The following is a 22,272-nucleotide window of genomic DNA, read 5'->3' on the forward strand; positions in this document are numbered from 1 at the left end:
CGCCGACGACGCCGGCCGGGCTCCGAGCGAAGGGACCGCGATGACCGTCACCACCCCTGCCCCCTCCCCCGTCCGCCCCCGGCGTGGACTCTTCCGGGCCCGGTTGCGTGCGGCCTCGCTCGCGGGCGCCACGGCCCTGGTGACCGGGGTCGCCTTCGCCGGGCCGGCCGCCGCGGTGACCCAGGCCAGCGCCGAGTCCCAGTTCCGGGCGGCCGGCATCACCTGGTCCTCCTCGGGCGGGTGCACGACGCGCAGCAACTCGACCTGCACCTCGTTCGACGGCATCCGCCAGGCGACGATCGACGGCGCGAAGACGCTGAAGTCGGCGAGTGGATGCTCGCTGAACATCACCGGCGGCACCGAGGTCGGCCACGCGAGCGGCACCTACTCGCACTACAACGGGTACAAGCTCGACTTCTCGCGCACCACCTGCCTGACGAGCTGGATCACCGGCACGTACACGTACATCGGCCTGCGGGGCGACGGCGCGCGCCAGTACAAGGCGGCGTCCGGCAACGTCTACGCGGACGAGGGCAACCACTGGGACGTCACCTACTACAACTGCGGCGGCTGCTGACGGGGTCCGCGGCGGTTCGGTCTGGTTCGATGCGTCGATGACCGACTCCCCTCCCCCGTCCCCCGTGTCGTGGCCGCGCCGGGTCGGCGACCTCGTCCTGCGGCGGCCGTCCGTGGACGACGTCGAACCGGTGCTGGGCTGGCGCAACCGGCCCGAGGTGACGCGGTGGCTGCTGAGCACCACGGTGGATGCCGAGCAGCTGCGGGGGCGGCTGCTCGGCCCGCCCGATCCCGACGACCACTCGTTCGTGGCGCTGCTCGGCGAGGAGCGGGTGGCGATGGGCTACCTCCAGGTCCGGGACGGGATGGGGCAGGACGTGGGTGCCGGTCACCGACGGGCCGAAGGGCTCCTCGGGTGGAACGTGTCGCCGGACCACTGGGGCCGGGGGTACGGCACGGCGATCGCCGCGGAGCTGTTGCTCATCGCGTTCGGCGAGCTGGGGCTGCACCGCGTGACAGCCGGGTGCTTCGCGGACAACACCGCGTCGTGGAAGCTCATGGAGAAGGTCGGGATGCGGCGCGAGCAGCACGGCGTCGAGGACTCCTGGCACGCCGAGCTGGGCTGGGTGGACGGGTACACGTACGCGATGCTGCGGTCGGAGTGGGTGGCGCGGGCCGGGCGTTGAGGGGTTGTCCGGGGACGTCCATGTGCTCCCGTATGCGGGCCAAAATACCTGTCGGGCAGCAGGATTGGGCCGTGGGAACTCTTGTTGACCGTACAAGTGTTCGGTACGATGAGGCATGGACAGGGGGACGATCAGCAGCCGCATCGCGGCACTCCGGACGGAGTGCGCGCGGCTGGGTCGTGAGCTGGTGGCGTCCGGTCAGGGGCTGTCGTCGGAGGATGCGTTCGCGCTGGCCGGGGAGGCGCAGGGCTTGGCGAACTCCGCTGATGCGCTGGTGGCGGTGAGCGCGGCGTGGGGTGCGCGGTTCGAGACGCGACTGGCGGGGGATGGTCCGGCCGAGCGGGTGCACTCGGTGGGGTTCGTGGACGGCATGTCGGGGGTGATGTTCTGCCTGGAGGCGGGGCTGACCGAGGGCGTGGCGGGGCGCAAGGTCACGTTGGGGGCGGTGCTGGGGCAGCGGTTCCCTCGTACGCGTGACCTGTTGGTCGATGGCGCAGTGGGCACGATCACCGCGCAGAAGGTCGTCGATGCGTGCGCCGGTCTGGATGTGGAGGCGTGCGGTCGGGTGGATGCCGAGCTGGCTCCTCGGCTGCCGGGCCCTGACCCGGCGCGGGTGATGTCGGAGGCGCGGCGGGTGGCGACGCGGGTGGCGGCCGACCAGGTGGCGGCGCACGTGGCGTTGACGAAGCAGGGTCGGCGGGGTGGAGGTGTGCCCCGGTGCGGACGGGTTGAGCGAGTGGTTCGCGTCCTTGCCGACCGCCACCTCGGCGGCGATGTGGTCGGCGGTGGAGCAGCTCGCGGGTGAGTACCGGCAGGTGGATGACTCCCTGTCGGTGCCGGAGTCCCGCGCCGATGCCCTGACCGACCTGGTGCTGCGCAACGTGACCGTCACTGCGCAGGTGACGCTCGGGGTGCCGGTCGTGACGGACCGGCCGGCGCCGGAGCCCGAGGCCGGTGAGCGGTTCCGGGTCGACTGGGACGACGACGACACGATCATCGACCACACCACCGGGGTCGAGACCCGCTACGGCGACCTCGACCCCGCCACGCGCGAGGAGCTCTCGTGGGTGACGATGTCGCCCGAGTCGTTCAACGACCGCGCCGACGTGATGGCCGAGGTCAGCCCCGGGTTCTGCGTCTCGGGCACGCACCTGCCGAACGTGGGCTGGGTCGACCCCGCAACCCTGGCGAACCTCCTCAAGCTCCTGCCGATGGAGGTCGCCCGGGCCGTCCTGGAGGCAGAGACCGGCACCTTGGCCACCCTCACCACCGGCGCCTACAAGCCCACGAAGGCGATCACCGCGTTCGTCAAGACGAGAGACGGCACCTGCCGCATGTGGGGCTGCACCCGCCCCGCCGAACGCTGCGACCTCGACCACGTCCGAGCCTGGCCCGACGGCACCACCACCCCCACCTGCCTCGAAGACCTCTGCCGGCGCCACCACCGGTTCAAGCAGCTCGGCCACTGGCGACCCGTCCTGTCACCCGACGGCACCATCACCTGGCACGGCCCGAACGGCCGGACCCGCACCACCGAACCCCAGCACCGCCTGCCCCTCTGACCACGCCGCCGCGCCAGGTCCGTCCGGAACGGTGGATGATCGCGCCTGGGCGGCGCGCCGTCGGGCGTCGGGTGCCGTCCCGGGCTCCATCCGCCCCCGCATCCGTCCTCCCGGCGGCACCGCGGTGATGCACACCGCGGCACATGGGTCGCGCCCTGCATCACCGGGGAGCACCACGGCGATCGACGCGCTTGGTGCCTGACAACGGCGACCCGCCCATGGGGCGGGTGGCCGGCAGGGCGGGCGGACGGGCTGGTCAGGAAGCATCCCGGATGTCACGCTGAGCCATGGCACTCGCCCCGGCACGGGTCGACCGACAGGCCGAGCGCGACGCGGGTCTCGGTCTCGCCGTCGCCGGCCTCTCGGCGTCGGCCTTCGTCGTCCTCGTCGCCCTGCCGTTGCACGTCGACGCCGCGACGTTCGTGGGAGCCGGACCGCTGGGTTTCGTGCTCGGAGCGGTCCTCGCGCCGGTGGCGGCGGGACTCGCCGCCTGCAGCAGCGGGGCGGCACTGTCGTCCTCGTGGTCCGACCTGACGCGGAGGGCACGTTGCCTGCACGTCACCACCATCGCGGTCGGCGCCGTCCTCGCCGCAGGGTACGTCGCGAGCTCCGGCGCCCTGCGCACCTGGCTGGACTGACCGGAAGCCCGCCGGACTCACCCGCGCGCGTCGTGGAGGACGACGCCGTCGCGCGCGGTGAGGAGGCACTCGGGCAGCGGCGCTCCCCCGCCGAGCACCGGCAGCCCGTCGGGCGCGAAGTCACCGACGGACCACGCGGCGAAGGTCGCCGCGGCACCCACGCGCAGGACCCCGGCCCCGTCGACCCCGGCCAGGCCCCAGCCGCCCGACGTGTGCGCGGCCACGGCCACCGACGCCGACACCCGCTGCGCCTCGTCCCGGTGCTCGACCGCCGCCCGCACGCCGACCCACGGCCCGAACGGTGTCACCGGCGAGTCCGACCCGAAGCCCAGGCGCACCCCGGCACCGTCGAACCACGCCAGCGGGTTGGTCGCCACACCCCGCGACGCCCCGAGCCGCTCGGCATACATCCCCTCTCGCCCACCCCAGTACGCGTCGAACGCCGGCTGCACGCTGGCGCCGATCCCGAGCCGCGCCATCGTCGCGACGCCGGCGGCGTCCACCATCTCGGCGTGCTCCAGGCGTGGCCGCGAGGCCCGGACGACGTCCTCCCCCACCAGCTCGGCCGCCCGGACGAAGCCCTCGAGCACGAGGTCCATCCCCGCGTCACCGATGACGTGGAAGCCGCTCTGCACGCCCGCCACCGCGCACGCCGCCACGTGGTCGCGCACCCCGGCCGCGTCGCGGTACGCCGTTCCCGTGCATTCCGGTTCGTCGGTGTACCCGTCCCGCAGCAGAGCCGTGTGCGACCCGATCGAGCCGTCGATGTTCAGGTCCCCCGCCAGCCCGACCGCACCGTGCAGCGCGGCCAGCGCGCGGGCCTGCTCCGGCTCGGTCACCGCTTCGGCCCAGTAGCCCACGGTCGCCGGCAGGTCGGCGCGACGCCCCAGGTCGAGCACGTCGGCGAAGTCCTCGGCCGACGTGAGCAGCGGCCCGCCGCACTCGTGCAGGGCGACGATGCCCTGCGCCGCCGCGGCCCGCAGCGCCGCTTCGACGTCCGCCCGACGGTCCGCGTGCGAGCGCGAGGCGTCGAACGCCGCGCGCGCCGCGTTCTTCGCGTCCCGCACCAGGAACCCCGACGACGACCACCCGTCCAGCCCGTCCGCCCCGCACGCCGCCACGAGCGCCGTCGACACCACGGCCGAGTGCCCGTCGATCCGCGACGCGTAGACGATGCCGCCGCCCGTGGCCCGGTCGAGCTCGAGCGAGGTCATCGCCCGTTCGCGCGTCCAGTCCTGCTCCTGCCAGCCGTGCGCGAACACCGGTGCGCCGGGCGCCTCCCGGGCGGCCGAGGCGACGAGGTCGAGGGCCTCGGTCACCGTGCGGGTCCCGGACAGGTCGACGCCGCGCATCCCCAGGCCGGTGTGCGAGACGTGGGTGTGCGCGTCGACGAAGCCGGGCAGCACCAGCGCTCCCCCGAGGTCGACCGCGGCGTCGACACCGTCGGCGTGCGACGTCGCGCCCTGCTCGTCACCCAGCCAGGCCAACCGGCCGTCGTCCGCGACGACGAACGCCGTCGCCGCCGGGTGGTCGGGGGTGTGGACGCGTCCGTTGCGGAAGAGGGTCGTCGGCACGGGCGTCACTCTAGGAGGCGGGAGGCGTACGGTCGTGGCATGGCCCTCCCGCGCGCGATCGGCAGGTTCAACAAGCGCGTCACGAACAAGGTGACCGTGCACCTCGTCGGTCACGGCTCGTTCGCCGAGGTGGAGCACGTGGGCCGCCGCTCGGGTCGCACCTTCCGCAACCCGGTCAACGCCTTCCGCGACGGCGACCACGTCACCTTCGCGCTCACCTACGGCTCGCGGGTCGACTGGCTGCGCAACACCCGGGCCGCCGGTGGCTGCCGTCTCCGGCTCGGCCGTGAGGTCCTCACCCTGGGTGCCCCGGTCGACCTCCCGACCGGTGTCGGCCTGTCCCGGATGCCCGCCCCGGCGCGCGCGCTCCTCGGCCTGATCTCGGTGGACGAGTTCGTCGAGATGCCGGTCGTGGCGGGCGAGCCGGTCAGCCCTCGCTGAGCCGGCCCTCGAAGAGCCGCCGCACGTCGGCGTCACGGCGCACGAGGTCGACCGCGAGGTCGGCGTGGCCCGGCACGTACCCGTTGCCCACGAGCATCCGGACGTCGGCCGCCAGTCCCTCGGCGCCCAGCGCGGCCGCGGCGAAGCTCGTCGCCATCGAGAAGTAGACGATGGTGCCGCCCTGCGCGGTGGCCAGCACGGCCGGCTGCTCGCAGCCCGGGACGTCGACGCACACGACGGTGACGTCGGCCGGCCCACCGGCGGCAGCCACCGCCTCGGACAGCCCGAGCGGCGAGCGGGCGTCGGCGATGACCACCTCGTCGGCGAGCGACGTGCCCCGCAGCAGCTCCGCCTCGGACTCGTTCGGGACGACGCCGATGCGCCGCCCGGCCCCGGCCTCGCGCGCGGCCGCGAGCGACAGCGACCCCGACTTGCCGGCCGCCCCGAGCACCGCCACGGTAGGCGCGCTCCCCCGTGCGACGTGCTCGCGCACGACCCGCTCGACCAGCGCCGGCGCACCGCAGACGTCCATCACCATGAGGGCGAGCTCGGGCGAGAGGTCCTCGGGCAGGCGCGCCGCGATGGACCGCCCGAAGAGGACTGCGGTGCCGGCGGCCGGCACCCGCTCGGAGCGGCCGTCCCAGCGCGCGAGGCCGTCGGTCAGCACCAGGGGCGTCAACGACAGCGAGACGAGGGTCGCGACCCGGTCCCCCACCGCGAGCCCGAGCGGCGAGTCCGGCCCGACCTCGGCGACCGTGCCCACGAGCATCCCGCCGGACCCCGTCACCGGGTTCTGCATCTTGCCGCGCTCGGCGACGATGGCGAGCACCTCGGCCCGCACCGCCGCGCCGTCGCCGTCGTGCTTCTCGCTCAGCTGCCGGAAGGAGGCCGCATCGAGGTTGAGGGTCTCGACGTCGATGCGCACCTCGTCGGGCCACAGCTCGGGACCGGCGTCCAGGACGCGCGCGGCCTGGGGCAGCGAGGCCCCCGCGGGCTCGAGCACGCGGTGGAGGCCGACGGGCGACGACGGGGTGCTGCGCACAAGAAACTCCTCATCCTGCGACACGCGGCCGAACGTTTTGCGGCCGAGACGTGGAAATGACGTCCTTTTGTTGCGTATCCTGCCACGCATGAGCACTTCGATCGACCAGCCCTACGCCTACCGCCGGCGCGAGCTGATTGAGCCCGACTGGACTCGCCTCCCCGGGTGGCGCGACGTCACCACCGAGGACTGGGCCAGCGCCCAGTGGCAGCGCGCGCACTGCGTGAAGAACGTGGGCCAGCTGCGCGCCGTCATGGGCGACCTCCTCGAGGACCGCTTCTACGCCGACCTCGAGCGCGACCAGTCCGAGCGCGCCACGATGTCGATGCTCGTCCCGCCGCAGATGCTCAACACCATGGTCCCGGCCACCGACGCCCCGATGCCCGCCGCCGGCGCCGCGTTCACCGAGGCCTTCTACGCCGACCCGGTGCGCCTCTACATGCTCCCGGTCTTCTCCGACCGGCGCACCGACTGGGCCAGCCACCCGTTCGCCACGCGCGACAGCCTCCACGAGCACGACATGTGGGCGGTCGAGGGCCTGACCCACCGCTACCCCACCAAGGTCCTCGCCGAGATGCTGCCGACCTGCCCGCAGTACTGCGGTCACTGCACGCGGATGGACCTCGTCGGCAACTCCACGCCCCAGTTCACCAAGCTCAAGCTCGCCGGCAAGCCGGTCGACCGCTACGCCGCGATGCTCGACTACCTCCAGCGCACCCCGGGCGTGCGCGACGTCGTCGTCTCCGGCGGCGACGTCGCGAACATGCCGTGGAAGAACCTCGAGGGCTTCCTCGACAAGCTCCTCGACGTCGAGAACATCCGCGACATCCGGCTCGCCACCAAGGCGCTCATGGGCCTGCCGCAGCACTGGCTCCAGCCCGACGTGGTCGAGGGCGTGGCTCGCGTCAGCGCCAAGGCCCGTTCGCGCGGGGTCTCGCTGGCCATCCACACGCACGTCAACAACGCGCAGTCGGTCACCCCGCTCGTGGCGGACGCCGCCCGCGCGATGCACGAGGCCGGGGTGCGCGACGTGCGCAACCAGGGCGTGCTCATGCGCGGCGTCAACGACACCTCGGACCAGCTCCTCGACCTCTGCTTCGCCCTGCAGGACGAGGCGGGCATCACGCCGTACTACTTCTACATGTGCGACATGATCCCGTTCTCCGAGCACTGGCGGCTCTCACTGCGCGAGGCCCAGGACCTGCAGCACGACATCATGGGCTACCTCCCCGGCTTCGCCACCCCGCGCATCGTCTGCGACGTGCCGTTCGTCGGCAAGCGCTGGGTGCACCAGGTGCACAGCTACGACACCGAGAAGGGGATGTCGTTCTGGCGCAAGAACTACCGCACCTCCATCGAGGGTGACGACGCCGAGGCGCTGTCGCGCGAGTACGTCTACTACGACCCGATCTACACGCTCTCCGAGGCCGGCCAGTCCTGGTGGCGGAAGAACACCGACGTCGAGGGTGCGCACGCCGCCGCGATGGCCGGCGCCGGTGCCTCCCGCGCCGCCTCCGCCGCCGACCTCGTCTGACCCACCGGCCGTAGGCTCGGCGGCATGGCCCGCCGCGCCCCGTCCGGGACGCCCGCCACCGTGGCCCTCACGGCGGCGGGCGTCGTGTTCTCCCAGCACCCGTACGACCACGACCCGTCGGCGCCCTCCTACGGGCTCGAGGCCGCGGCGGTGCTCGGGCTCCCGGCCGAGCAGGTCTTCAAGACCCTCCTCGTCGACACCGGCAGCGGGTTGGCGGTCGGCGTCGTGCCGGTCGCCGGGCTGCTCGACCTCAAGGCGATGGCGGCCGCGCTGGGAGTGAAGCGGGTGACGATGGCCGAGCCCGCCGCGGCCGAGCGCTCCACCGGCTACGTCGTCGGCGGCATCTCGCCGGTCGGCCAGAAGCGTCCGCTGCCGACCGTCGTGGACGAGTCGGCCGAGCTCTTCGACGTCGTCTACGTCTCCGGTGGTCGGCGCGGCCTCGACCTCGGCCTCTCCCCCGCCGACCTCGTGCGGGTCACCGGCGCGACCGTGGCGGACATCGGGCGCTAGCCGTCGGCCGATGCGCGCCGCGGCCGGGCGCGCACGTGCATCCGCTCCCCCTGCGGGCCCATGATGCTCAGCAGCTCGACGGGGCGGTCGTCGGCGCAGCCGAACCAGTGCGGTGTGCGGGTGTCGAACTCGGCGACCTCCCCGACCCCCAGGACGACGTCGTGCTCGCCGAGGACGAGCCGCAGCCGCCCGTCGAGCACGTAGATCCAGTCGTAGCCCTCGTGCGTGCGCGGGTCGGGCCGGCGACCGTCCGGGCGCAGGACCATCTTGAAGGCGCGCGGGCCGCCGACCCGCCTCGTGAGGGGGATGACGCTGGCGTACGGGTGCTCGGTGGGGCGCAGGTGCACCCGTGGGTCACCGGTCTCCGGGGCGTCGACGAGCTCGTCGAGGGTGACGCGGTACGTGCGGGCCAGGGCGACGAGCAGCTCGAGGGTCGCCTTCCGGGAGCCGGACTCCAGCCGGGAGAGGGTGCTCGTGGAGATGCCGGTGTCCGCCGAGACCTCGGCGAGGGTCATCCGGCGCCGGGTGCGGACGTCGCGCAGCCGGGCGCCCACGGCGGTCGCGTCGAGATTTGCCACATCGGCAACGTACCTTGCCGATCTCCGGCCGTCACGCGCATCGTCGGGGAATGACCTCCTCCCCCGCCGCCCCGTCCACCACACCCTCGCCCGTCGACGTGCTCGTCGTCGGTGGCGGCGCGGCCGGGCTGTCCGCCGCCACCGTGCTGGCCCGCTCGCGCCGCGACGTCGTCGTCCTCGACGCGGGCGCACCGCGCAACGCCCCGGCCGACGGGGTGCACGCCTACCTCGGCCACGACGGCGTGCCGCCGCTCGAGCTCCTGTCCCGGGGGCGCGCCGAGGTGTCGTCCTACGGCGGCCGGGTCGTCGTCGGGGAGGCCGTGGGTGCCCACCTCGACGCCGACCGCGTCGTCGTCACCGCCGCCGACGGGTCGGCCTGGGCCGCACGCCATCTCGTCGTGACGAGCGGTGCCATCGACGTCCTGCCCGACGTCCCGGGGCTGCGCGAGCAGTGGGGCCGCGGGGTCGTGCACTGCCCGTACTGCCACGGCTGGGAGGTGCGGGACCGGCGCGTCGTCGTCCTCGCCACCTCGCCCGCCGCCGTGCACCAGGCGGGCCTGTTCGGGCAGCTGACCGAGCACCTGACCGTCCTCGTCCACGACCCCGACGCCCTCGACGGCGCGGCGCGCGAGCGGCTCACCGCCCTCGGGGTGGAGGTCGTCGACGGCCCGGCGACGGCGCTCGTCGAGTGCGACGGCGTGCTCACCGGGATCGAGACCGCGGCGGGTGTCGTCCGCGCCGACGCGGTCGCGGTGGCGTCGGTGGTCGAGGCCCGCTCGGCCGTCCTCGAGGCCCTCGGCGTACCGACCGTCGACCTCGAGATGTTCGGGCGGGTCGCCGCCCGTCACGTCGAGGTCGACCCGATGGGCCGCACGTCCGTGCCGCGCGTCTGGGCCGCCGGCAACGTCGCCGAGCCGATGGCGCAGGTCGTCATGGCCGCGTCCGCCGGCGTGCGCGTCGGGGCGATGGTCAACGCCGAGCTCGTCACCGAGGACCAGGAGCGCCGGCTGGCCGGGGGCTGAGGTGGGCGGGCGTCAGCGGTGGGCGTCCGCGGCACGCTGGACGTCGCCGACGAACCTCTCCCAGTGGTCGGCGTCGCCCTGAGCAGCGTGGTCGCGGCCGGCCTGCCCGTCGAGCAGCTCGCGCAGGATGTCGGCGTGCCCGGCGTGCTGGGCCGTCTCGGCGGTGACCCGCACGAGGAGGTGCCCGAACGTGGTCTGCCGGGTCTCCTCCGGCCACCAGGCCGGGGCCGCGGGATGGTCGTACGGCAGCTCGGCGATCGCGGCGTCGGAGAGCGCCCACGCCTGCCGGTAGAGGTCGAGCACCCACTCGCGGCTCTCGTCGGCGCGGGCCCACATGTCGCCGCCCTCCCAGACCGAGCCGTCCTCGTCCCACGGCAGCGTGGGCGCCGGGCGACCCACCGCCTCGGACAGGTACCCGATCTCGACGCCCGTGAGGTGCTTGACCAGACCGAGCAGGTTGGTTCCCGTCGGGGTCAGCGGCCGGCGGACGTCGTACTCGGAGAGGCCGTCGAGCGACCGGAGCATCGCGTCGCGGGCGTCCTGGAGGTACTTGTGGAGGTCGCTCGGGAGTCCCGGCGGGATGCTCACTCCCACGGGGTCGAGAGCACCACCGTCGTGCGGGTCGACACGTGCGCGGCGCCGCGGATGCGGGCGATGAGCTCCTCGAGCTCGGCCGGCGTCGAGACGCGGACCTTGAGGATGTAGTTCTCGTCGCCGGCGACGGAGTGGCACTCCTCGATCTGCGTGATGTCCTGGAGGCGGTCCGGCACGTCGTCGGGGGCCGAGGGGTCGAGCGGGGTGACCGACATGAAGGCCGTGAGCTCGCGCCCCAGGGCCCGGTGGTCGACGGTGGCCGTGTACCCGGTGACGACCCCGCGCTCCTCGAGCCGTCGCACCCGCTGGTGCACGGCGGACGTGGACATGCCGAGGGCCTTGCCGAGGTCGGTGTAGCTGATCCGGCCGTCCTTGGTCAGCAGGTCGACGATCCGCCGGTCGAGGTCTTCCACGAGCGTGAGCCTAGACCGGGAGGCGGGGTCGGCGCGGGACGGTGCGGGGTGTGGCCGCCGCGTCGACGAGACTGGGGCGATGGACACCGCCCGGCTCGCACCGACCGGCACCGTGCACCTGACGACCCGCGGACGCCGGAGCGGGGACCCTCGCCGCATCGAGATCTGGTACGTCGTCGTCGCCGGACGGCTGCTGGTCACCGGGACGCCGGGCCCGCGCGGGTGGCTGGCCAACCTCCGCGCCGACCCGCACGCGCGGCTCGAGGTCGACGGCAAGGTCCACGAGGTGCTGGCCCGTGAGGTCGTCGACGTGGACGAGCGGCGCCGGCTCGTCGAGGGCGCCTGGGTGGCGCAGCCCTGGTACGCCGCGCAGCGCGCAGGCCTCGAGGACTGGGTCGAGCGGTCGCCGCTCGTCGAGCTGGTGGCCCCGACGTCCTAGAGTCGCCGCATGGCGCTCGACCCGAACCGTCCGCAGAAGCTGCTCCTCCTCGACTCGGCCTCGCTGTACTTCCGGGCCTTCTTCGGAGTGCCCGACCAGCGCAAGGACGACTCCGAGCCGCCGACCAACGCCCTGCGCGGCTTCCTCGACATGATCTCGACGCTCGTCACGGCCCACCGGCCGACCCACCTCGTCGCCTGCTGGGACGACGACTGGCGACCGCAGTGGCGCGTCGACCTCGTCCCGACGTACAAGACCCACCGGCTCACCGAGGGCTCCGACGTCGTCGAGGAGAGCCCGGACGACCTGAGCCCCCAGGTGCCGCTCATCCGCGAGGCGCTGGCGGCGGTCGGCATCGCGCGGCTCGGTGTCGCCGACCACGAGGCCGACGACGTCATCGGCACCCTGGCCACCCGCCATCACGGCGTGATGCCGGTCGACGTCGTCACCGGCGACCGCGACCTCCTCCAGCTCGTCGACGACGCGCAGTCGGTCCGCGTCCTCTACACGGGCAAGGGCGGGGTGCGCGAGCCCGATGTCGCCACGCAGTCCCTCCTGCAGGAGAAGTACGGGGTGCCGACGGGCGAGGCCTACCTCGAGATGTCGGTGCTGCGCGGCGACACCAGCGACGGCCTGCCCGGCGTCAAGGGCATCGGTGACAAGACCGCCGCCCAGCTCATCGCGCAGTACGGCTCGCTCGTCGGCCTGCGCGAGGCCGTGGACTCCGGCGACCCCTCGATCAAGGGCGCCCGACGCGCCAACCTCGAGGCCGCCGCGGCCTACCTCGACGTCGCCCCGACCGTGGTGCGCGTCGTGCGCGACGCCGCGGTGCCCGATGTCGACGTGGCCCTGCCGACGGCCGTCGCGGACCGCCTCGCCCTCGACGAGCTCGCCGCCCGCTACGGCATCGAGAACCCGGTCGGCCGGCTGCTCACCGCGCTCGGGATCGACTGAGCCGCAGGCCTGCTCAGTCCAGGCGGTCGGCGGCGACGACGCCGCGCATCATGGCGTCGACCGCCGTGCGGGCGGTGCGGCGCAGGACCCCGTCGGTGGCGGCGTCGGCCACCTGGTCGAGCAGGTCGACGAGCTGCTTGCAGCGCCGGACGAAGTCGCCGGCGGCCATGTCCTGCCCGCGCAGGACGTCGTCCAGCCGGCCGCCGGAGGCCCAGCGGTGGACCATCCAGGCCATCCCGCCGTCCGGCATCGAGGTCGACGGCAGGTCGTGCTCGGTCTCCAGGGCCTCGATGTCGGCCCACATCCGCTCCATCGACCGGACCGCCTCGGCGACCTCGTCGTTCGGCATCCGCGGGGAGACGTCGGCCTCCTCGTGGCGCGGCTCGTGGACCAGCGCCGACACGGCCGCGGCGAGGCCGGGGGCGTCGAGGCGCTTCCAGACGTCGTGGCGCAGGCACTCGGCGGCCAGCAGGTCCTTCTCGGTGTAGAGCCGGCGCAGTCGCTCGCCCCGCTCGGTGACGACTGTGCCCCGCTCGTCGAGGTAGCCGAGCGCCTCGAGCGCGTCGCAGATCCGGTCGAAGGTGCGGGCCACGGTGTTCGTGCGGCCCTCGACGCGGCGCTGCAGCCCGGTGGTCTCGCGCTTCAGGCGCCACCACCGCTCGGCCCAGCGGGCGTGGTCCTCGCGCTTCGGGCACTGGTGGCACGGGTGCTCGCGCAGCTGGCGGCGCAGGTGCTCGACGACGTCGTTCTCGGCCGCGGTCGGGTCGGGGCGCCCCCGGCGCGAGGGCGCGTCCTCGAGGCCGCGCGGCGTCGCGATGCGCAGCGTCGTCGCGAGGTCGCGGCGGGCCTTGGGCGACTTGGGGTTGAAGTGCGACGGCACCTTGACGTGCGCCATCGCCTCGACCGGCTCGGGCACGTCGACGAGGGTCAGCCGGCGGAACTGCTTGTCCTCGGTGACGACCGCCGGCCCTGACGGCGCGCCCTTCGCGGTGCGGGCCGGCTGGACCACGACCGCCCACCCGGCCCGCCGGCCCGACGGGATGCGGATGACGTCACCGATCTTCAGGGCCTCGAGGGAGACTGCGGCCTCGGCACGGCGTGAGGCCGCGCGCGCCTTGCGCCCGTCCTTCTCGGCGTCGACCAGCTCGCGGCGGATGCGGGCGTACTCGCGGAAGTCGCCGTAGTCGCAGTGCATCGCCTCGCCGTAGCCGTCGAGGCCCTCCTCGTTCTTGCGCAGCTGGGTCGCGATCCCGACGACCGAGCGGTCGGCCTGGAACTGCGCGAACGAGGTCTCGAGGACCTCGCGAGCCACCTCGCGGCCGACCTGGGCGACGAGGTTGACGGCCATGTTGTACGTCGGGCGGAAGCTCGAGCGCAGCGGGTAGGTACGGGTCGTCGCGAGACCACCGACGGCCATCGGGTCCATCCCCCGCGTCCACTGGACGACGGCGTGCCCCTCGATGTCGATGCCCCGGCGCCCGGCGCGACCGGTGAGCTGCGTGTACTCGGCCGGCGTGATGTCGACGTGGGCCTCGCCGTTGTACTTGACGAGCTTCTCCAGGACGACGGTCCGCGCGGGCATGTTGATCCCGAGCGCCAGTGTCTCCGTCGCGAACACGGCCCGGATGCGTCCCTCGGTGAAGAGCTCCTCGACGATCTCGCGGAACAGCGGGAGCATCCCGGCGTGGTGTGCGGCGAACCCGCGCGACAGGCCCTCGACGAAGTCCCAGTAGCCGAGCACGCCGAGGTCCTCGTCGGCGAGGGACTCCACCCGCATCTCGACGTGCCGCCGGATGCGGTCGCCCTCGCGGTCCGGCACGAGCTTGGTCCCGGCGGCGAGCAGCTGCCCCACGGCGGCCTCGCAGCCGACCCGGCTGAAGATGAAGGTGATGGCCGGCAGCAGGCCCTCGCGCTCGAGGTCCTCGACCACCTCGGCCCGCGTCGCGCCACCCGCGGGGCGGCTGCCGCGGGCGAAACCGCGACCCCCGGCCCCACCGCCGGGACCGCGCGGCGGCGTACGGTCGCGCCCACCGCGACCACCGCCCCTGCCGCCGCCCTGGCCACCGAGTCGGCGGGCGTCCTCGCCGTACCTCCCGCGCTGCTCGGCGTTCCGGATGGCGTGCAGGAGATCGGGGTTCACGCGGTTGCCGGCGAAGAGGTCGAACATCGTCGTGCCGACGAGCATGTGCTGGAAGAGCGGCACCGGGCGGTGCTCGGAGACGACGACCTCGTGGTTGCCGCGCACCTCCGCGAGCCAGTCGCCGAACTCCTCGGCGTTGCTCACCGTCGCCGAGAGGGAGACCACCTGCACCGACTCCGGCAGGTGGATGATGACCTCCTCCCACACGGCGCCGCGGAAGCGGTCGGCGAGGTAGTGCACCTCGTCCATGACGACGAAGCCGAGGCCGGTGAGGGTCGAGGAGCCGGCGTACATCATGTTGCGCAGGACCTCGGTGGTCATGACGACGACCGGCGCCTCGCCGTTGACCGAGGAGTCACCGGTGAGCAGGCCGACGTTCTCGGCCCCGTGGCGGCGCACGAGGTCGTGGTACTTCTGGTTCGACAGCGCCTTGATCGGGGTGGTGTAGAACGCCTTCCGGCCGCTCGTCAGCGCGAGGTGGACGGCGAACTCGCCGACGATGGTCTTGCCGGCGCCGGTGGGAGCCGCGACCAGCACGCCGCGACCGGCCTCCACGGCCTCGCAGGCGCGCAGCTGGAAGTCGTCGAGCGGGAAGTCGAGGGCCGCGGTGAACCGGCCGAGCTCCGAGCGCTCGCGCCGCCGGCGGGCAGCGTCGGCGGCGTACCGCTCGGCGGGGCTGGGCATGGCCTCAGGCTACGTCAGGGCTCAGGCCAGGACGCTCAGCGCGCCCGGCACGACCTCGAGGTCGACCGGCAGCGGGGCGAACCGCTCGCCGTCGGCGTACGAGACGATGCCGGTGGCCTCCAGGCGCACGGTCCGCGCCCGCCGCACCTCCACGGCGGGATGGCTCGTGTGGCCGCCGGAGAAGACCTTCGGGAACACCCGCAGGAACTCGGGCACCGGGAGCCGGTGCAGGACGAGCACGTCGAGCAGCCCGTCGTCGAACGACGCGTCGGGCGTGACCCGCATCCCGCCGCCGTACGACGGGCCGTTGCCCACGGCCACGAGCATCGCCTCGGTCTCGACCCGCTCGCCGTCGAGCACGAGCACGTACGGGATGGGGCGGAAGACCGGCAGCTCGCGCAGGATGGCCAGGTTGTAGCGCATCGACCCCTTCGGCCAGCGCCACTGGTTGGCCCGCTCGTTGACGACGGCGTCGAACCCGGCGGCCAGCACCCCGAGGAACCAGCGCTCCTCCCCTGCCGCGCCGACGAGCCGCGCGGCGTCGACCGGGCGGGTCCGGGCCTCGAGGACGCGCTCGACGGCCTTCGCGGCGTCGCGCACCGGCAGGCCGAGCTCGCGGGCGATGTCGTTGCCCGTCCCCGCGGCGATGATGCCGAGCGGCACGTCGGTCCCCGCGCAGAGGTTGGCGCCCAGGTGGACCATGCCGTCACCCCCGGCGACGACCACGGCGTCGACGGCCCGGTCGGCGACGGCGGCCCGGCCGTGGGCCAGCGCCCCGGCGGCATCGGCCGCGGACAGGTCGACCACCTCGGCACCGGAGGCCCGCAGCAGGGTGAGGGCCTCGAGCCCGATCCGGGCGCCGGTGTTCTTGCCCGACGTCGGGTTGACGATGAGGCCGAGGCGCGTCATGGCGCGCACGCTAGCGGAGCGTGCCGCTCAGAGCTGGGAGGCCTCGGTGTCGTCGACGTCGAGCCAGTCCGGGCGGTTCGCGGCCTTGCGCTTGTCGAGGCGCCGGCAGACCAGCCAGGCGCCGAAGTACAGCGCCGTGAGCGGCAGGGCGAAGACGAACATCGTGAAGGGGTCGGCCGTCGGGGTGGCGACGGCCGCGAAGACGAAGATCAGCACGACCGCGATGCGCCAGCCCTTGATGAGCCGCGCGGCGGGCATCGCCCCGATCGCGTTGAGCCCCACCAGGACCACGGGGAAGAGGAAGCCGATGCCGAAGACGAGGATGAAGCGGGTGACGAACGAGAAGTACATCGACGCCTGCTGGATGTTCGACGTCCCCGACGGCGAGAGGCCGTACAGGATCGACAGGCTCTGCGGCAGGATCGCGTACGCCAGACCGCAGCCCAGGAGGAAGAGGGGGATCGTCGCGCCGAGGAAGGCCAGCGAGATCCGCTTCTCCTTGCGCGTCAGCCCCGGGACGATGAACGCCCAGATCTGGTAGAGCCAGACCGGGCTGGAGCCGATGATCCCGACGAAGATCGACAGGCTGATGAGGTTGGACAGCGCCGCCGTCGCCTCGGCGAAGTTGATGCTCGCGTCGACCTGCGGGTTGTTCCGGGCGTACTCGTAGAACGGGTCCGTCAGGAGGTCGAAGATCTCGCTGTAGTAGAAGCCGGCGACGACGGCACCGACGATGACCGCGGCCGCCGCGATGAAGAGCCGACGCCGGAACTCGCGCAGGTGCTCGGACAACGTCATCCGGCCCTCGGGGTCGCGAGGGCGCCGGCGCAGGCGGGCCATGGGGCGGGTGCGCTCCGGGGTCAGGCGACCGGGCCGGACTGGTTGTCCGTGCGCGGGGTCTTCTCGTGGACGGCGTTGCCGTTCGGGTCCGGGGTCACGACGTCGTCGACGGAGCGTGCCGTGGTGATCGACTCACCCCGGACGGTCTCGGAGGAGGACGGCGCCTTGTTGGCCTCGTTCTCCTTCTTCATCTCGTCGACCTCGGACTTGAAGACACGGGCCGAGCGGCCGAGGCTGCGGGCGGCGTCGGGGAGCCGCTTCCAGCCGAAGATGAGAATGACCAGCACCGCGATGATGATGATCTCGGTCGGTCCGATCCTGCCCATGTGGGTCCATCCCCTTCAGAGGTTCGAGTCGCTGTCAGTGTACGCGGGCCCAGGGCGGCATCCGCTCCGCTCGACGAACCGCGCGGTCTTCGGCCTGTCGGGCCCGCTCCCGCCGATGCTCCTCCTGGAGGCTGTGCGGAGGCTGGGTGACGGCTGTGACCGGTGGCGCGGGTGGGTCGTGCTCGTCGAGCGCCCGCTGGAGGTCCTCCACGAGCGCCGTCGCCCGTCCCAGCTCGGCGGTCAGGGCCTTGGCGCTGCGCCACGTGGCCCGGGCGCGCACGCCGACGAGCAGCCCGCCCCCGAGCACGATGACGGCCCAGAGCAGGATCCAGCCCCACCACGGCAGCACGGCTCAGCGCTCCCGGACCGCGGCGTAGGCCTCGAGGGCGGCCCGGGCACCCTCGCGGACCTCGGCGACGACGTCGGCGGGCTCGGTGACGTACCCGCGTCCCCCCAGCCGCCAGACGAGGCGGCGCAGCCACGCGGTGTCGGCCGTGCGGATGCGCACGAGCTGTCCCCCGCCGTCGGCCTGCGGGATCTCCTCGAGGGACTCGACCGGGTAGTAGTCCGAGACCCAGGTGGCGCCGGGCAGCAGCCGGACCGTCACGACGAGGTCGTCCGGGGCCGGGCGGAAGGTGCCCTCGGAGAGGTCGCGCTCGGAGGCCTCGGGCGGTGGCGTGCCGTCGACGTCGAGGACGTCGAGGTGCTCGATGCGGTCGAGGCGGAAGAGGCGGGTGTCCTCGGCGCGGTGGCACCAGCCCTCGAGGTACCAGCGGCCGTCGATGCCGACGACACGCATCGGGTCGACGTCGCGCTCGGTGGCCTCGTCGCGGGCGGGCACGAGGTAGCGCAGGTGCAGGCGCCGTCGGTCCGTGACCGCGCCGCGGATGCGGGCGAGCAGGTCGGCGGAGGTCTCGTCGGCGACCTCGGCGAGGACGCGGTCGGCCGGTGCGGCGGCCTCCCCCGCGGCGGCCTCGAGCTTGGCCAGCGCGCGGTCGACGGCCTCGCGCTCCCCCAGCCCGGGCACCTCGCGCAGCGCCCGCAGCCCGACGATGAGCGTGACCGCCTCGTCGACCCCGAGGCGCAGCGGCCGGGCGATGGAGTCGGCGTTGCCGACGAAGACGCGCCCGCCCTCCCAGTCGGCCTCGATGAGCTCGTCGGGCATCTGGCCGTAGCCGCAGAGGAAGAGCAGCTGGAGGTCGGCCTCGAGCTGCTCGGTGCTCACCCCGAGGTCGTCGGCGGCCTGCCGGAGGTCGATGCCCTGCCGGTTGACCAGCCACGGCACCATCGTCAGGAGCCGGGCGAGCCGCGCGGTCGCGGTCTCGGTGGGTGCGGGCGGCATCAGGCCTCCCCTCCGCCGTGCGCGGCCAGCGCGCCGCGCAGCCGCTCGAGGACGGCGTCGACGAGCTCGGCGGGCTGCTCGACGACGACGTCGGCCCCGTAGCCCGCGACCTCCTCGGCGAACGCGTAGAGGTCGGCGTAGTCGAGGTCGACGAGCGACCACGTGTCGTCGACCTCGCCGACGGTGCGGGCGCGCCGGCGCAGGGCGTGGCCCGACCCGGTGCGCACCCGCAGGACGGCCGGGCTCGGCTGCGTGGCGGTGCCGCCGAGCGTCCGGGCCATCTCGCGCGGGTCGTGGTCGGCGGGCACCTCGAAGGCACCGGGCCGGCCGGTGGTGCGCACCGTGCCGCTGATGCGCGAGAGCCGGAAGACGCGCGGCGCCTGCCGGTCCTCGTCGAAGGCGTTGAGGTACCACCGGCCGTGCCACGAGACGAGCGACCACGGCTGCACGTGCCGCTCCGCACCCTCGGCGGCCTCCGGGCGGCGGTAGGTGAAGGTCAGCGCGCGACGGCGCACGACGGCGTCCTTGACGGCGTCGAAGGCCGGCTCGGAGGTGCGCAGCCGCGGCTCGATGCCGATGAGGGCGTCCGCGTCCCGCTCGACGCCGGCCGCCCGCAGCTTGCGCAGCGCCTGGGCGGCCGGACCGGCGAGCGAGGCCTGGGCCCAGGTGCGGCTGGCCAGGCCGAGGACGGCCAGCTCGTCGGGCTCGAACGCGATGTCTGGGAGGGCGTAGTCGCGCTGGTGGATGCGGTAGCCCGGCTCGTCCTCCCAGAGGGCGTCGATGTCCTCGGTGACGAGCGGGATGCCGAGCTCGCGCAGCTCGTCCTTGTCGCGCTCGAACATCCTCTCGAAGGCCTCGGTCGAGGCCGACTGGCCGTACTGCGGCACGAGCTGGCGGACCTGCGCCTTGGACAGCGGGCGGCGGGCCCAGAGGAGCACGAGGACGAGGTTGAGGAGTCGCTCGGTCTTCACCTGGGCCGCGCTGGGTGCACCGCCCCCGGACTCGCTGCTCACCCGGGAGAACCTACCCGACGGCTACGCTGCCCCGCGTGATGCAGTGGCGTGCCGGGACCGTGGTCGAGCAGGGGCGTGCCTGGCCGGGGGCGGTCGAGCTCGTCGTCGACCTCGAGGGGTCCGGCGAGCGGGTCCGCGCGCTGGCCTACACGGCCGTCACCGGGGTGCCGGAGGTCGCCGAGCGGGTGCTGCTCAACGCGTCCGCGCTGCTCCGGGGGCTGGGCACCGGCGGGCTCGCGTTCGTCGTCGCCCGCGCCGACGTCCTGCCGCCCGACCCCGCACCGGGAGACGGCCACATCGTCAAGGCCAGGTACACCCCGCTGCAGCAGATGCTCCTCGCCGTCGACGAGCAGGACAGCCCGCACCACGGCGTCCTCGCCGACGCCGACGACCTCTCGGGGCTCCCCGTCGTCGTCGCCGACCTGCACAGCGCCCTGCCGGCCGTCATCGCCGGGGTGCGGTCGGTGCGTCCTGACGCGCGGGTGGCCTACGTGATGACCGACGGAGGCGCCCTGCCCGCGGCGTTCTCCCGGGCCGTCGCCGGGCTGCGCGAGGCGGGCTGGCTCACGTCCTGCCTCACCGTGGGCCAGGCCTTCGGCGGCGACCACGAGGCGGTCACCGTGCACACCGGCCTGCTCGCGGCCCGGCACGTGGTGGGGGCCGACGTCGTCGTCGTCGCGCAGGGGCCGGGCAACGTGGGCACCGGGACACGCTGGGGCTACTCCGGGGTCGCCGCCGCCGAGGCGCTGCACGCCGCCGACGTGCTCGGGGGGCGAGGCATCGCCTCCCTGCGGGTGTCGGGCGCCGACGCGCGCGAACGGCACCGCGGCGTCAGCCACCACAGCCGCACCGCCTACGGCCGCGCCCTGCTCACACCGGCCGACCTTCCCTTCACGACGCTTCCCGACGCCGACCTCGACGCCCTCGTGCGCCGCCAGGTGGCCGAGCTCGTCGCCGGTGCCCGCGCACCCCTCGCCCCCGTGGAGGTGCCGGCCGACGACCTACGCGCAGCCCTGGAGGGCTCACCGGTGGGACTGACGACGATGGGGCGGGGTCTTCGTGAAGACCCCGCCCCGTTCCTCGCGGCCGCGGCCGCGGGTGCTCACGCCGCCGCGTGCACCTGAGCCGTGCTCAGCGCACGTCCATGAGGTCGACGACGAAGATCAGCGTCTCGCCGGGTGCGATCGCCGCGCCGGCTCCGCGGTCGCCGTAGGCCTTGTGCGCGGGGATGGTCAGCTTGCGCCGGCCCCCGACCTTCATGCCCGCGATGCCCTCGTCCCAGCCGGCGATGACCATGCCGACGCCGAGCCGGAAGTCCAGCGGCGCGCCGCGGTTCCACGAGGCGTCGAACTCCTCACCGGTGGAGTGCGCGACCCCGACGTAGTGCGCGGAGACGGTGCTGCCGGGCGTGGCCTCGGCGCCCTCGCCGACGGTGATGTCCTCGATGACGAGCTCGGTCGGCGGCTCGTCTCCGGGGAAGTCGATCTCGGGCTTGGTGGGCTCGGACATGCTGCTCCCTTGCGGTGGGTGTGGTGGGACGGTGTCGCCGGTCAGTACGCGGCGAGGATGTCGACGGAGAAGACGAGGGTGTCGGTGCCCTTGATCTTGTCGCCGCTGCCCTGCTCGCCGTAGCCGTCGGCCGGCGGGATGACGAGGAGCACGCGGCTGCCGACCTTCTGGCCGACGAGACCGGCGTCCCAGCCCTTGATGACCTGGCCCTGGCCGAGGACGAACTCGAAGTACGGCTGCTCGGGACGGCTCGCGCTGGAGTCGAAGACCTCGCCGTTGCGGTACAGCGCGCCGGTGTAGGCCACGCGGACGGTCTGCCCGGCCTTGACGGCGGCGCCCTCACCGGTGATGAGCGGCTGCACGACGGTCTTCGTCGGGGCCTTGACGCCCTTGGGCGGGGTGATGGTGGCCGGCTTGCCCTTCTCGACGGCGACGGTCGGCAGGCCCTTCTTCGGGGCCACGGCCGTGCCCTGCGCCTCGGCGAGGACCTTCGTGGTGCCGAGCAGGTCGAGGACGAAGACCACGGGGTCGTCCTTGGCGATGCCGATCTGCTGGTTGCCGGTGTCGCCGTAGGCGTCGGCCGGCGTGGAGGTGATGAGCAGGCGCGAGCCGATCTTCTTGCCGGGGATCTGGCTCTTGAAGGACTTGAAGAGGTCGGCGGAGCCGAGGTCGAGCCCGACGGTGCCGCTCTTCCAGGTGCTCGTTGCGACCTTGCCGTCCTTGCCGTTGACGAGGACCGCCTGCAGGGTCACGAGGTCGTCCTTGGCGATGGCGGCGCCGTCGCCCTCGGAGAGGACCTTGGACTCGGTGCGGCTGACGGTCAGGGGCGTCTTGACCTTGACGGTCGGCTCCTTCTTCGCCTCACCGGTGACGGTGACGGCGCCGAGGGTGGACGAGGAGGGGCCGGCCTCCTCCTCCCCACAGCCGGCGAGGAGGAGCGCGCCGGCGACGGCGAGGGCGGACACGGTGGCGGTGAGGCGACGGGGCACGGGTGAGCAAACCTTCG

General features: G+C 73.7%; 26 protein-coding genes. 12 read left to right on the plus strand and 14 right to left on the minus strand.

Going from position 1 to position 22,272, the window contains the following annotated elements; all coding sequences use genetic code 11:
- Positions 1-40: 40 nt before the first annotated feature.
- The 5 genes from ACQZ2A_RS00320 to ACQZ2A_RS00340 all read left to right on the plus strand — a co-directional run bounded on the left by ACQZ2A_RS00320 (position 41) and on the right by ACQZ2A_RS00340 (position 3,402).
- Positions 41-577, plus strand: a complete 537-nt coding sequence (locus ACQZ2A_RS00320) for a hypothetical protein (protein ID WP_430206495.1) — start codon at positions 41-43, stop codon at positions 575-577.
- A gap of 37 nt (positions 578-614) precedes the next feature.
- Complete coding sequence (locus ACQZ2A_RS00325) at positions 615-1,202, plus strand: GNAT family N-acetyltransferase (protein ID WP_430206496.1); 588 nt, start codon at positions 615-617, stop codon at positions 1,200-1,202.
- A gap of 115 nt (positions 1,203-1,317) precedes the next feature.
- Positions 1,318-2,007, plus strand: a complete 690-nt coding sequence (locus tag ACQZ2A_RS00330; protein ID WP_430206497.1) for a hypothetical protein — start codon at positions 1,318-1,320, stop codon at positions 2,005-2,007.
- The gene (locus ACQZ2A_RS00335) at positions 1,952-2,764 is read left to right on the plus strand and encodes an HNH endonuclease (RefSeq protein WP_430206498.1); all 813 of its coding nucleotides are present in this window, start codon (positions 1,952-1,954) and stop codon (positions 2,762-2,764) included. Before ACQZ2A_RS00330 ends, ACQZ2A_RS00335 begins: the two co-directional genes overlap by 56 nt.
- A 287-nt stretch (positions 2,765-3,051) precedes the next feature.
- A complete protein-coding gene (locus ACQZ2A_RS00340; protein ID WP_430206499.1) occupies positions 3,052-3,402 on the plus strand; it encodes a hypothetical protein in 351 nt (116 codons plus the stop codon).
- 17 nt (positions 3,403-3,419) lie between these two features.
- Here ACQZ2A_RS00340 and ACQZ2A_RS00345 read toward each other — a convergent pair whose 3' ends face one another.
- Positions 3,420-4,976, minus strand: a complete 1,557-nt coding sequence (locus ACQZ2A_RS00345) for an amidohydrolase (RefSeq protein ID WP_430206500.1) — start codon at positions 4,974-4,976, stop codon at positions 3,420-3,422.
- A gap of 39 nt (positions 4,977-5,015) precedes the next feature.
- Between ACQZ2A_RS00345 and ACQZ2A_RS00350 the strand changes: the two genes are divergently transcribed.
- Entirely contained in the window at positions 5,016-5,417 is a 402-nt protein-coding gene (locus ACQZ2A_RS00350; RefSeq protein ID WP_430206501.1) for a nitroreductase family deazaflavin-dependent oxidoreductase, read from the plus strand.
- On the opposite strand, the gene ACQZ2A_RS00355 is transcribed toward ACQZ2A_RS00350, so the two are convergent.
- A complete protein-coding gene (locus ACQZ2A_RS00355) occupies positions 5,404-6,459 on the minus strand; it encodes an L-erythro-3,5-diaminohexanoate dehydrogenase (RefSeq protein WP_430206502.1) in 1,056 nt (351 codons plus the stop codon). The two genes, ACQZ2A_RS00350 and ACQZ2A_RS00355, sit on opposite strands and share 14 nt — an antisense overlap.
- A gap of 88 nt (positions 6,460-6,547) precedes the next feature.
- On the opposite strand from ACQZ2A_RS00355, the gene ACQZ2A_RS00360 reads away from it, so the two are divergent.
- Both ACQZ2A_RS00360 and ybaK read left to right on the plus strand, forming a co-directional pair.
- Positions 6,548-7,993, plus strand: a complete 1,446-nt coding sequence (locus ACQZ2A_RS00360) for a KamA family radical SAM protein (RefSeq protein ID WP_430206503.1) — start codon at positions 6,548-6,550, stop codon at positions 7,991-7,993.
- 24 nt (positions 7,994-8,017) lie between these two features.
- The gene (ybaK, locus tag ACQZ2A_RS00365; RefSeq protein ID WP_430206504.1) at positions 8,018-8,503 is read left to right on the plus strand and encodes a Cys-tRNA(Pro) deacylase; all 486 of its coding nucleotides are present in this window, start codon (positions 8,018-8,020) and stop codon (positions 8,501-8,503) included.
- Here ybaK and ACQZ2A_RS00370 read toward each other — a convergent pair.
- Complete coding sequence (locus ACQZ2A_RS00370) at positions 8,500-9,081, minus strand: helix-turn-helix domain-containing protein (RefSeq protein ID WP_430206505.1); 582 nt, start codon at positions 9,079-9,081, stop codon at positions 8,500-8,502. The two genes, ybaK and ACQZ2A_RS00370, sit on opposite strands and share 4 nt — an antisense overlap.
- A gap of 50 nt (positions 9,082-9,131) precedes the next feature.
- On the opposite strand from ACQZ2A_RS00370, the gene ACQZ2A_RS00375 reads away from it, so the two are divergent.
- A complete protein-coding gene (locus tag ACQZ2A_RS00375; RefSeq protein WP_430206506.1) occupies positions 9,132-10,103 on the plus strand; it encodes an NAD(P)/FAD-dependent oxidoreductase in 972 nt (323 codons plus the stop codon).
- 12 nt (positions 10,104-10,115) lie between these two features.
- Here ACQZ2A_RS00375 and ACQZ2A_RS00380 read toward each other — a convergent pair whose 3' ends face one another.
- Entirely contained in the window at positions 10,116-10,691 is a 576-nt protein-coding gene (locus ACQZ2A_RS00380) for a DinB family protein (RefSeq protein ID WP_430206507.1), read from the minus strand.
- Entirely contained in the window at positions 10,688-11,110 is a 423-nt protein-coding gene (locus ACQZ2A_RS00385) for an Lrp/AsnC family transcriptional regulator (RefSeq protein ID WP_430206508.1), read from the minus strand. Before ACQZ2A_RS00385 ends, ACQZ2A_RS00380 begins: the two co-directional genes overlap by 4 nt.
- Before the next feature lie 79 nt (positions 11,111-11,189).
- Here ACQZ2A_RS00385 and ACQZ2A_RS00390 point away from each other — a divergent pair, with 79 nt between their 5' ends.
- Together ACQZ2A_RS00390 and ACQZ2A_RS00395 are read left to right on the plus strand one after the other, a co-directional pair.
- Complete coding sequence (locus tag ACQZ2A_RS00390) at positions 11,190-11,549, plus strand: nitroreductase family deazaflavin-dependent oxidoreductase (RefSeq protein ID WP_430206509.1); 360 nt, start codon at positions 11,190-11,192, stop codon at positions 11,547-11,549.
- 9 nt (positions 11,550-11,558) lie between these two features.
- Complete coding sequence (locus tag ACQZ2A_RS00395) at positions 11,559-12,503, plus strand: 5'-3' exonuclease (RefSeq protein WP_430206510.1); 945 nt, start codon at positions 11,559-11,561, stop codon at positions 12,501-12,503.
- 13 nt (positions 12,504-12,516) lie between these two features.
- Here ACQZ2A_RS00395 and ACQZ2A_RS00400 read toward each other — a convergent pair whose 3' ends face one another.
- From ACQZ2A_RS00400 to ACQZ2A_RS00430, 7 genes are read right to left on the minus strand one after another with little or no spacing between them, the layout of a single operon-like run.
- Entirely contained in the window at positions 12,517-15,327 is a 2,811-nt protein-coding gene (locus ACQZ2A_RS00400; RefSeq protein WP_430206511.1) for a DEAD/DEAH box helicase, read from the minus strand.
- A 21-nt stretch (positions 15,328-15,348) separates the two neighbouring features.
- Positions 15,349-16,236: a YegS/Rv2252/BmrU family lipid kinase gene (locus tag ACQZ2A_RS00405; RefSeq protein ID WP_430206512.1), complete on the minus strand. Its 888-nt coding sequence runs from the start codon at positions 16,234-16,236 to the stop codon at positions 15,349-15,351.
- A gap of 27 nt (positions 16,237-16,263) precedes the next feature.
- Positions 16,264-17,076 carry a twin-arginine translocase subunit TatC gene (gene tatC / locus ACQZ2A_RS00410; RefSeq protein WP_430206513.1) on the minus strand — a complete coding sequence of 271 codons (813 nt, stop codon included), beginning with the start codon at positions 17,074-17,076 and terminating at the stop codon, positions 16,264-16,266.
- 20 nt (positions 17,077-17,096) lie between these two features.
- The gene (gene tatA / locus ACQZ2A_RS00415) at positions 17,097-17,402 is read right to left on the minus strand and encodes a Sec-independent protein translocase subunit TatA (protein WP_430206514.1); all 306 of its coding nucleotides are present in this window, start codon (positions 17,400-17,402) and stop codon (positions 17,097-17,099) included.
- A 34-nt stretch (positions 17,403-17,436) separates the two neighbouring features.
- On the minus strand, positions 17,437-17,751 hold the full coding sequence (locus tag ACQZ2A_RS00420) for a hypothetical protein (RefSeq protein WP_430206515.1): 315 nt from the start codon (positions 17,749-17,751) through the stop codon (positions 17,437-17,439).
- Positions 17,752-17,754: 3 nt separating this feature from the next.
- On the minus strand, positions 17,755-18,744 hold the full coding sequence (locus ACQZ2A_RS00425) for a helix-turn-helix transcriptional regulator (RefSeq protein ID WP_430206516.1): 990 nt from the start codon (positions 18,742-18,744) through the stop codon (positions 17,755-17,757).
- Positions 18,744-19,757 carry a helix-turn-helix transcriptional regulator gene (locus ACQZ2A_RS00430; RefSeq protein ID WP_430206517.1) on the minus strand — a complete coding sequence of 338 codons (1,014 nt, stop codon included), beginning with the start codon at positions 19,755-19,757 and terminating at the stop codon, positions 18,744-18,746. The genes ACQZ2A_RS00425 and ACQZ2A_RS00430 overlap by 1 nt, the downstream gene beginning before the upstream one ends.
- Positions 19,758-19,792: 35 nt before the next feature.
- On the opposite strand from ACQZ2A_RS00430, the gene ACQZ2A_RS00435 reads away from it, so the two are divergent.
- On the plus strand, positions 19,793-20,881 hold the full coding sequence (locus ACQZ2A_RS00435; RefSeq protein ID WP_430206518.1) for a DUF3866 family protein: 1,089 nt from the start codon (positions 19,793-19,795) through the stop codon (positions 20,879-20,881).
- Positions 20,882-20,888: 7 nt separating this feature from the next.
- Here ACQZ2A_RS00435 and ACQZ2A_RS00440 read toward each other — a convergent pair whose 3' ends face one another.
- Both ACQZ2A_RS00440 and ACQZ2A_RS00445 read right to left on the minus strand, forming a co-directional pair.
- Positions 20,889-21,266: an FKBP-type peptidyl-prolyl cis-trans isomerase gene (locus ACQZ2A_RS00440; RefSeq protein WP_430206519.1), complete on the minus strand. Its 378-nt coding sequence runs from the start codon at positions 21,264-21,266 to the stop codon at positions 20,889-20,891.
- 41 nt (positions 21,267-21,307) lie between these two features.
- Positions 21,308-22,255, minus strand: coding sequence for an FKBP-type peptidyl-prolyl cis-trans isomerase (locus ACQZ2A_RS00445; RefSeq protein ID WP_430206520.1), 948 nt, complete (start codon positions 22,253-22,255; stop codon positions 21,308-21,310).
- Positions 22,256-22,272 lie beyond the last annotated feature (17 nt).

It is taken from the genome of Phycicoccus avicenniae (assembly GCF_050496545.1).
Lineage (GTDB): Bacteria > Actinomycetota > Actinomycetes > Actinomycetales > Dermatophilaceae > Phycicoccus > Phycicoccus avicenniae_A.

Excerpts from the sequence above, each read along its gene's own strand:
- tatA (WP_430206514.1), bottom strand. The coding sequence starts at position 17,402 with ATGGGCAGGATCGGACCGACCGAGATCATCATCATCGCGGTGCTGGTC.
- ACQZ2A_RS00405 (WP_430206512.1), bottom strand. The coding sequence starts at position 16,236 with ATGACGCGCCTCGGCCTCATCGTCAACCCGACGTCGGGCAAGAACACC.
- ACQZ2A_RS00350 (WP_430206501.1), top strand. The coding sequence starts at position 5,016 with ATGGCCCTCCCGCGCGCGATCGGCAGGTTCAACAAGCGCGTCACGAAC.
- ACQZ2A_RS00395 (WP_430206510.1), top strand. The coding sequence starts at position 11,559 with ATGGCGCTCGACCCGAACCGTCCGCAGAAGCTGCTCCTCCTCGACTCG.
- ACQZ2A_RS00320 (WP_430206495.1), top strand. The coding sequence starts at position 41 with ATGACCGTCACCACCCCTGCCCCCTCCCCCGTCCGCCCCCGGCGTGGA.
- ACQZ2A_RS00440 (WP_430206519.1), bottom strand. The coding sequence starts at position 21,266 with ATGTCCGAGCCCACCAAGCCCGAGATCGACTTCCCCGGAGACGAGCCG.
- ACQZ2A_RS00330 (WP_430206497.1), top strand. The coding sequence starts at position 1,318 with ATGGACAGGGGGACGATCAGCAGCCGCATCGCGGCACTCCGGACGGAG.
- ACQZ2A_RS00325 (WP_430206496.1), top strand. The coding sequence starts at position 615 with ATGACCGACTCCCCTCCCCCGTCCCCCGTGTCGTGGCCGCGCCGGGTC.
- ybaK (WP_430206504.1), top strand. The coding sequence starts at position 8,018 with ATGGCCCGCCGCGCCCCGTCCGGGACGCCCGCCACCGTGGCCCTCACG.
- ACQZ2A_RS00375 (WP_430206506.1), top strand. The coding sequence starts at position 9,132 with ATGACCTCCTCCCCCGCCGCCCCGTCCACCACACCCTCGCCCGTCGAC.
- ACQZ2A_RS00340 (WP_430206499.1), top strand. The coding sequence starts at position 3,052 with ATGGCACTCGCCCCGGCACGGGTCGACCGACAGGCCGAGCGCGACGCG.
- ACQZ2A_RS00360 (WP_430206503.1), top strand. The coding sequence starts at position 6,548 with ATGAGCACTTCGATCGACCAGCCCTACGCCTACCGCCGGCGCGAGCTG.
- tatC (WP_430206513.1), bottom strand. The coding sequence starts at position 17,076 with ATGGCCCGCCTGCGCCGGCGCCCTCGCGACCCCGAGGGCCGGATGACG.
- ACQZ2A_RS00425 (WP_430206516.1), bottom strand. The coding sequence starts at position 18,744 with ATGCCGCCCGCACCCACCGAGACCGCGACCGCGCGGCTCGCCCGGCTC.
- ACQZ2A_RS00400 (WP_430206511.1), bottom strand. The coding sequence starts at position 15,327 with ATGCCCAGCCCCGCCGAGCGGTACGCCGCCGACGCTGCCCGCCGGCGG.
- ACQZ2A_RS00390 (WP_430206509.1), top strand. The coding sequence starts at position 11,190 with ATGGACACCGCCCGGCTCGCACCGACCGGCACCGTGCACCTGACGACC.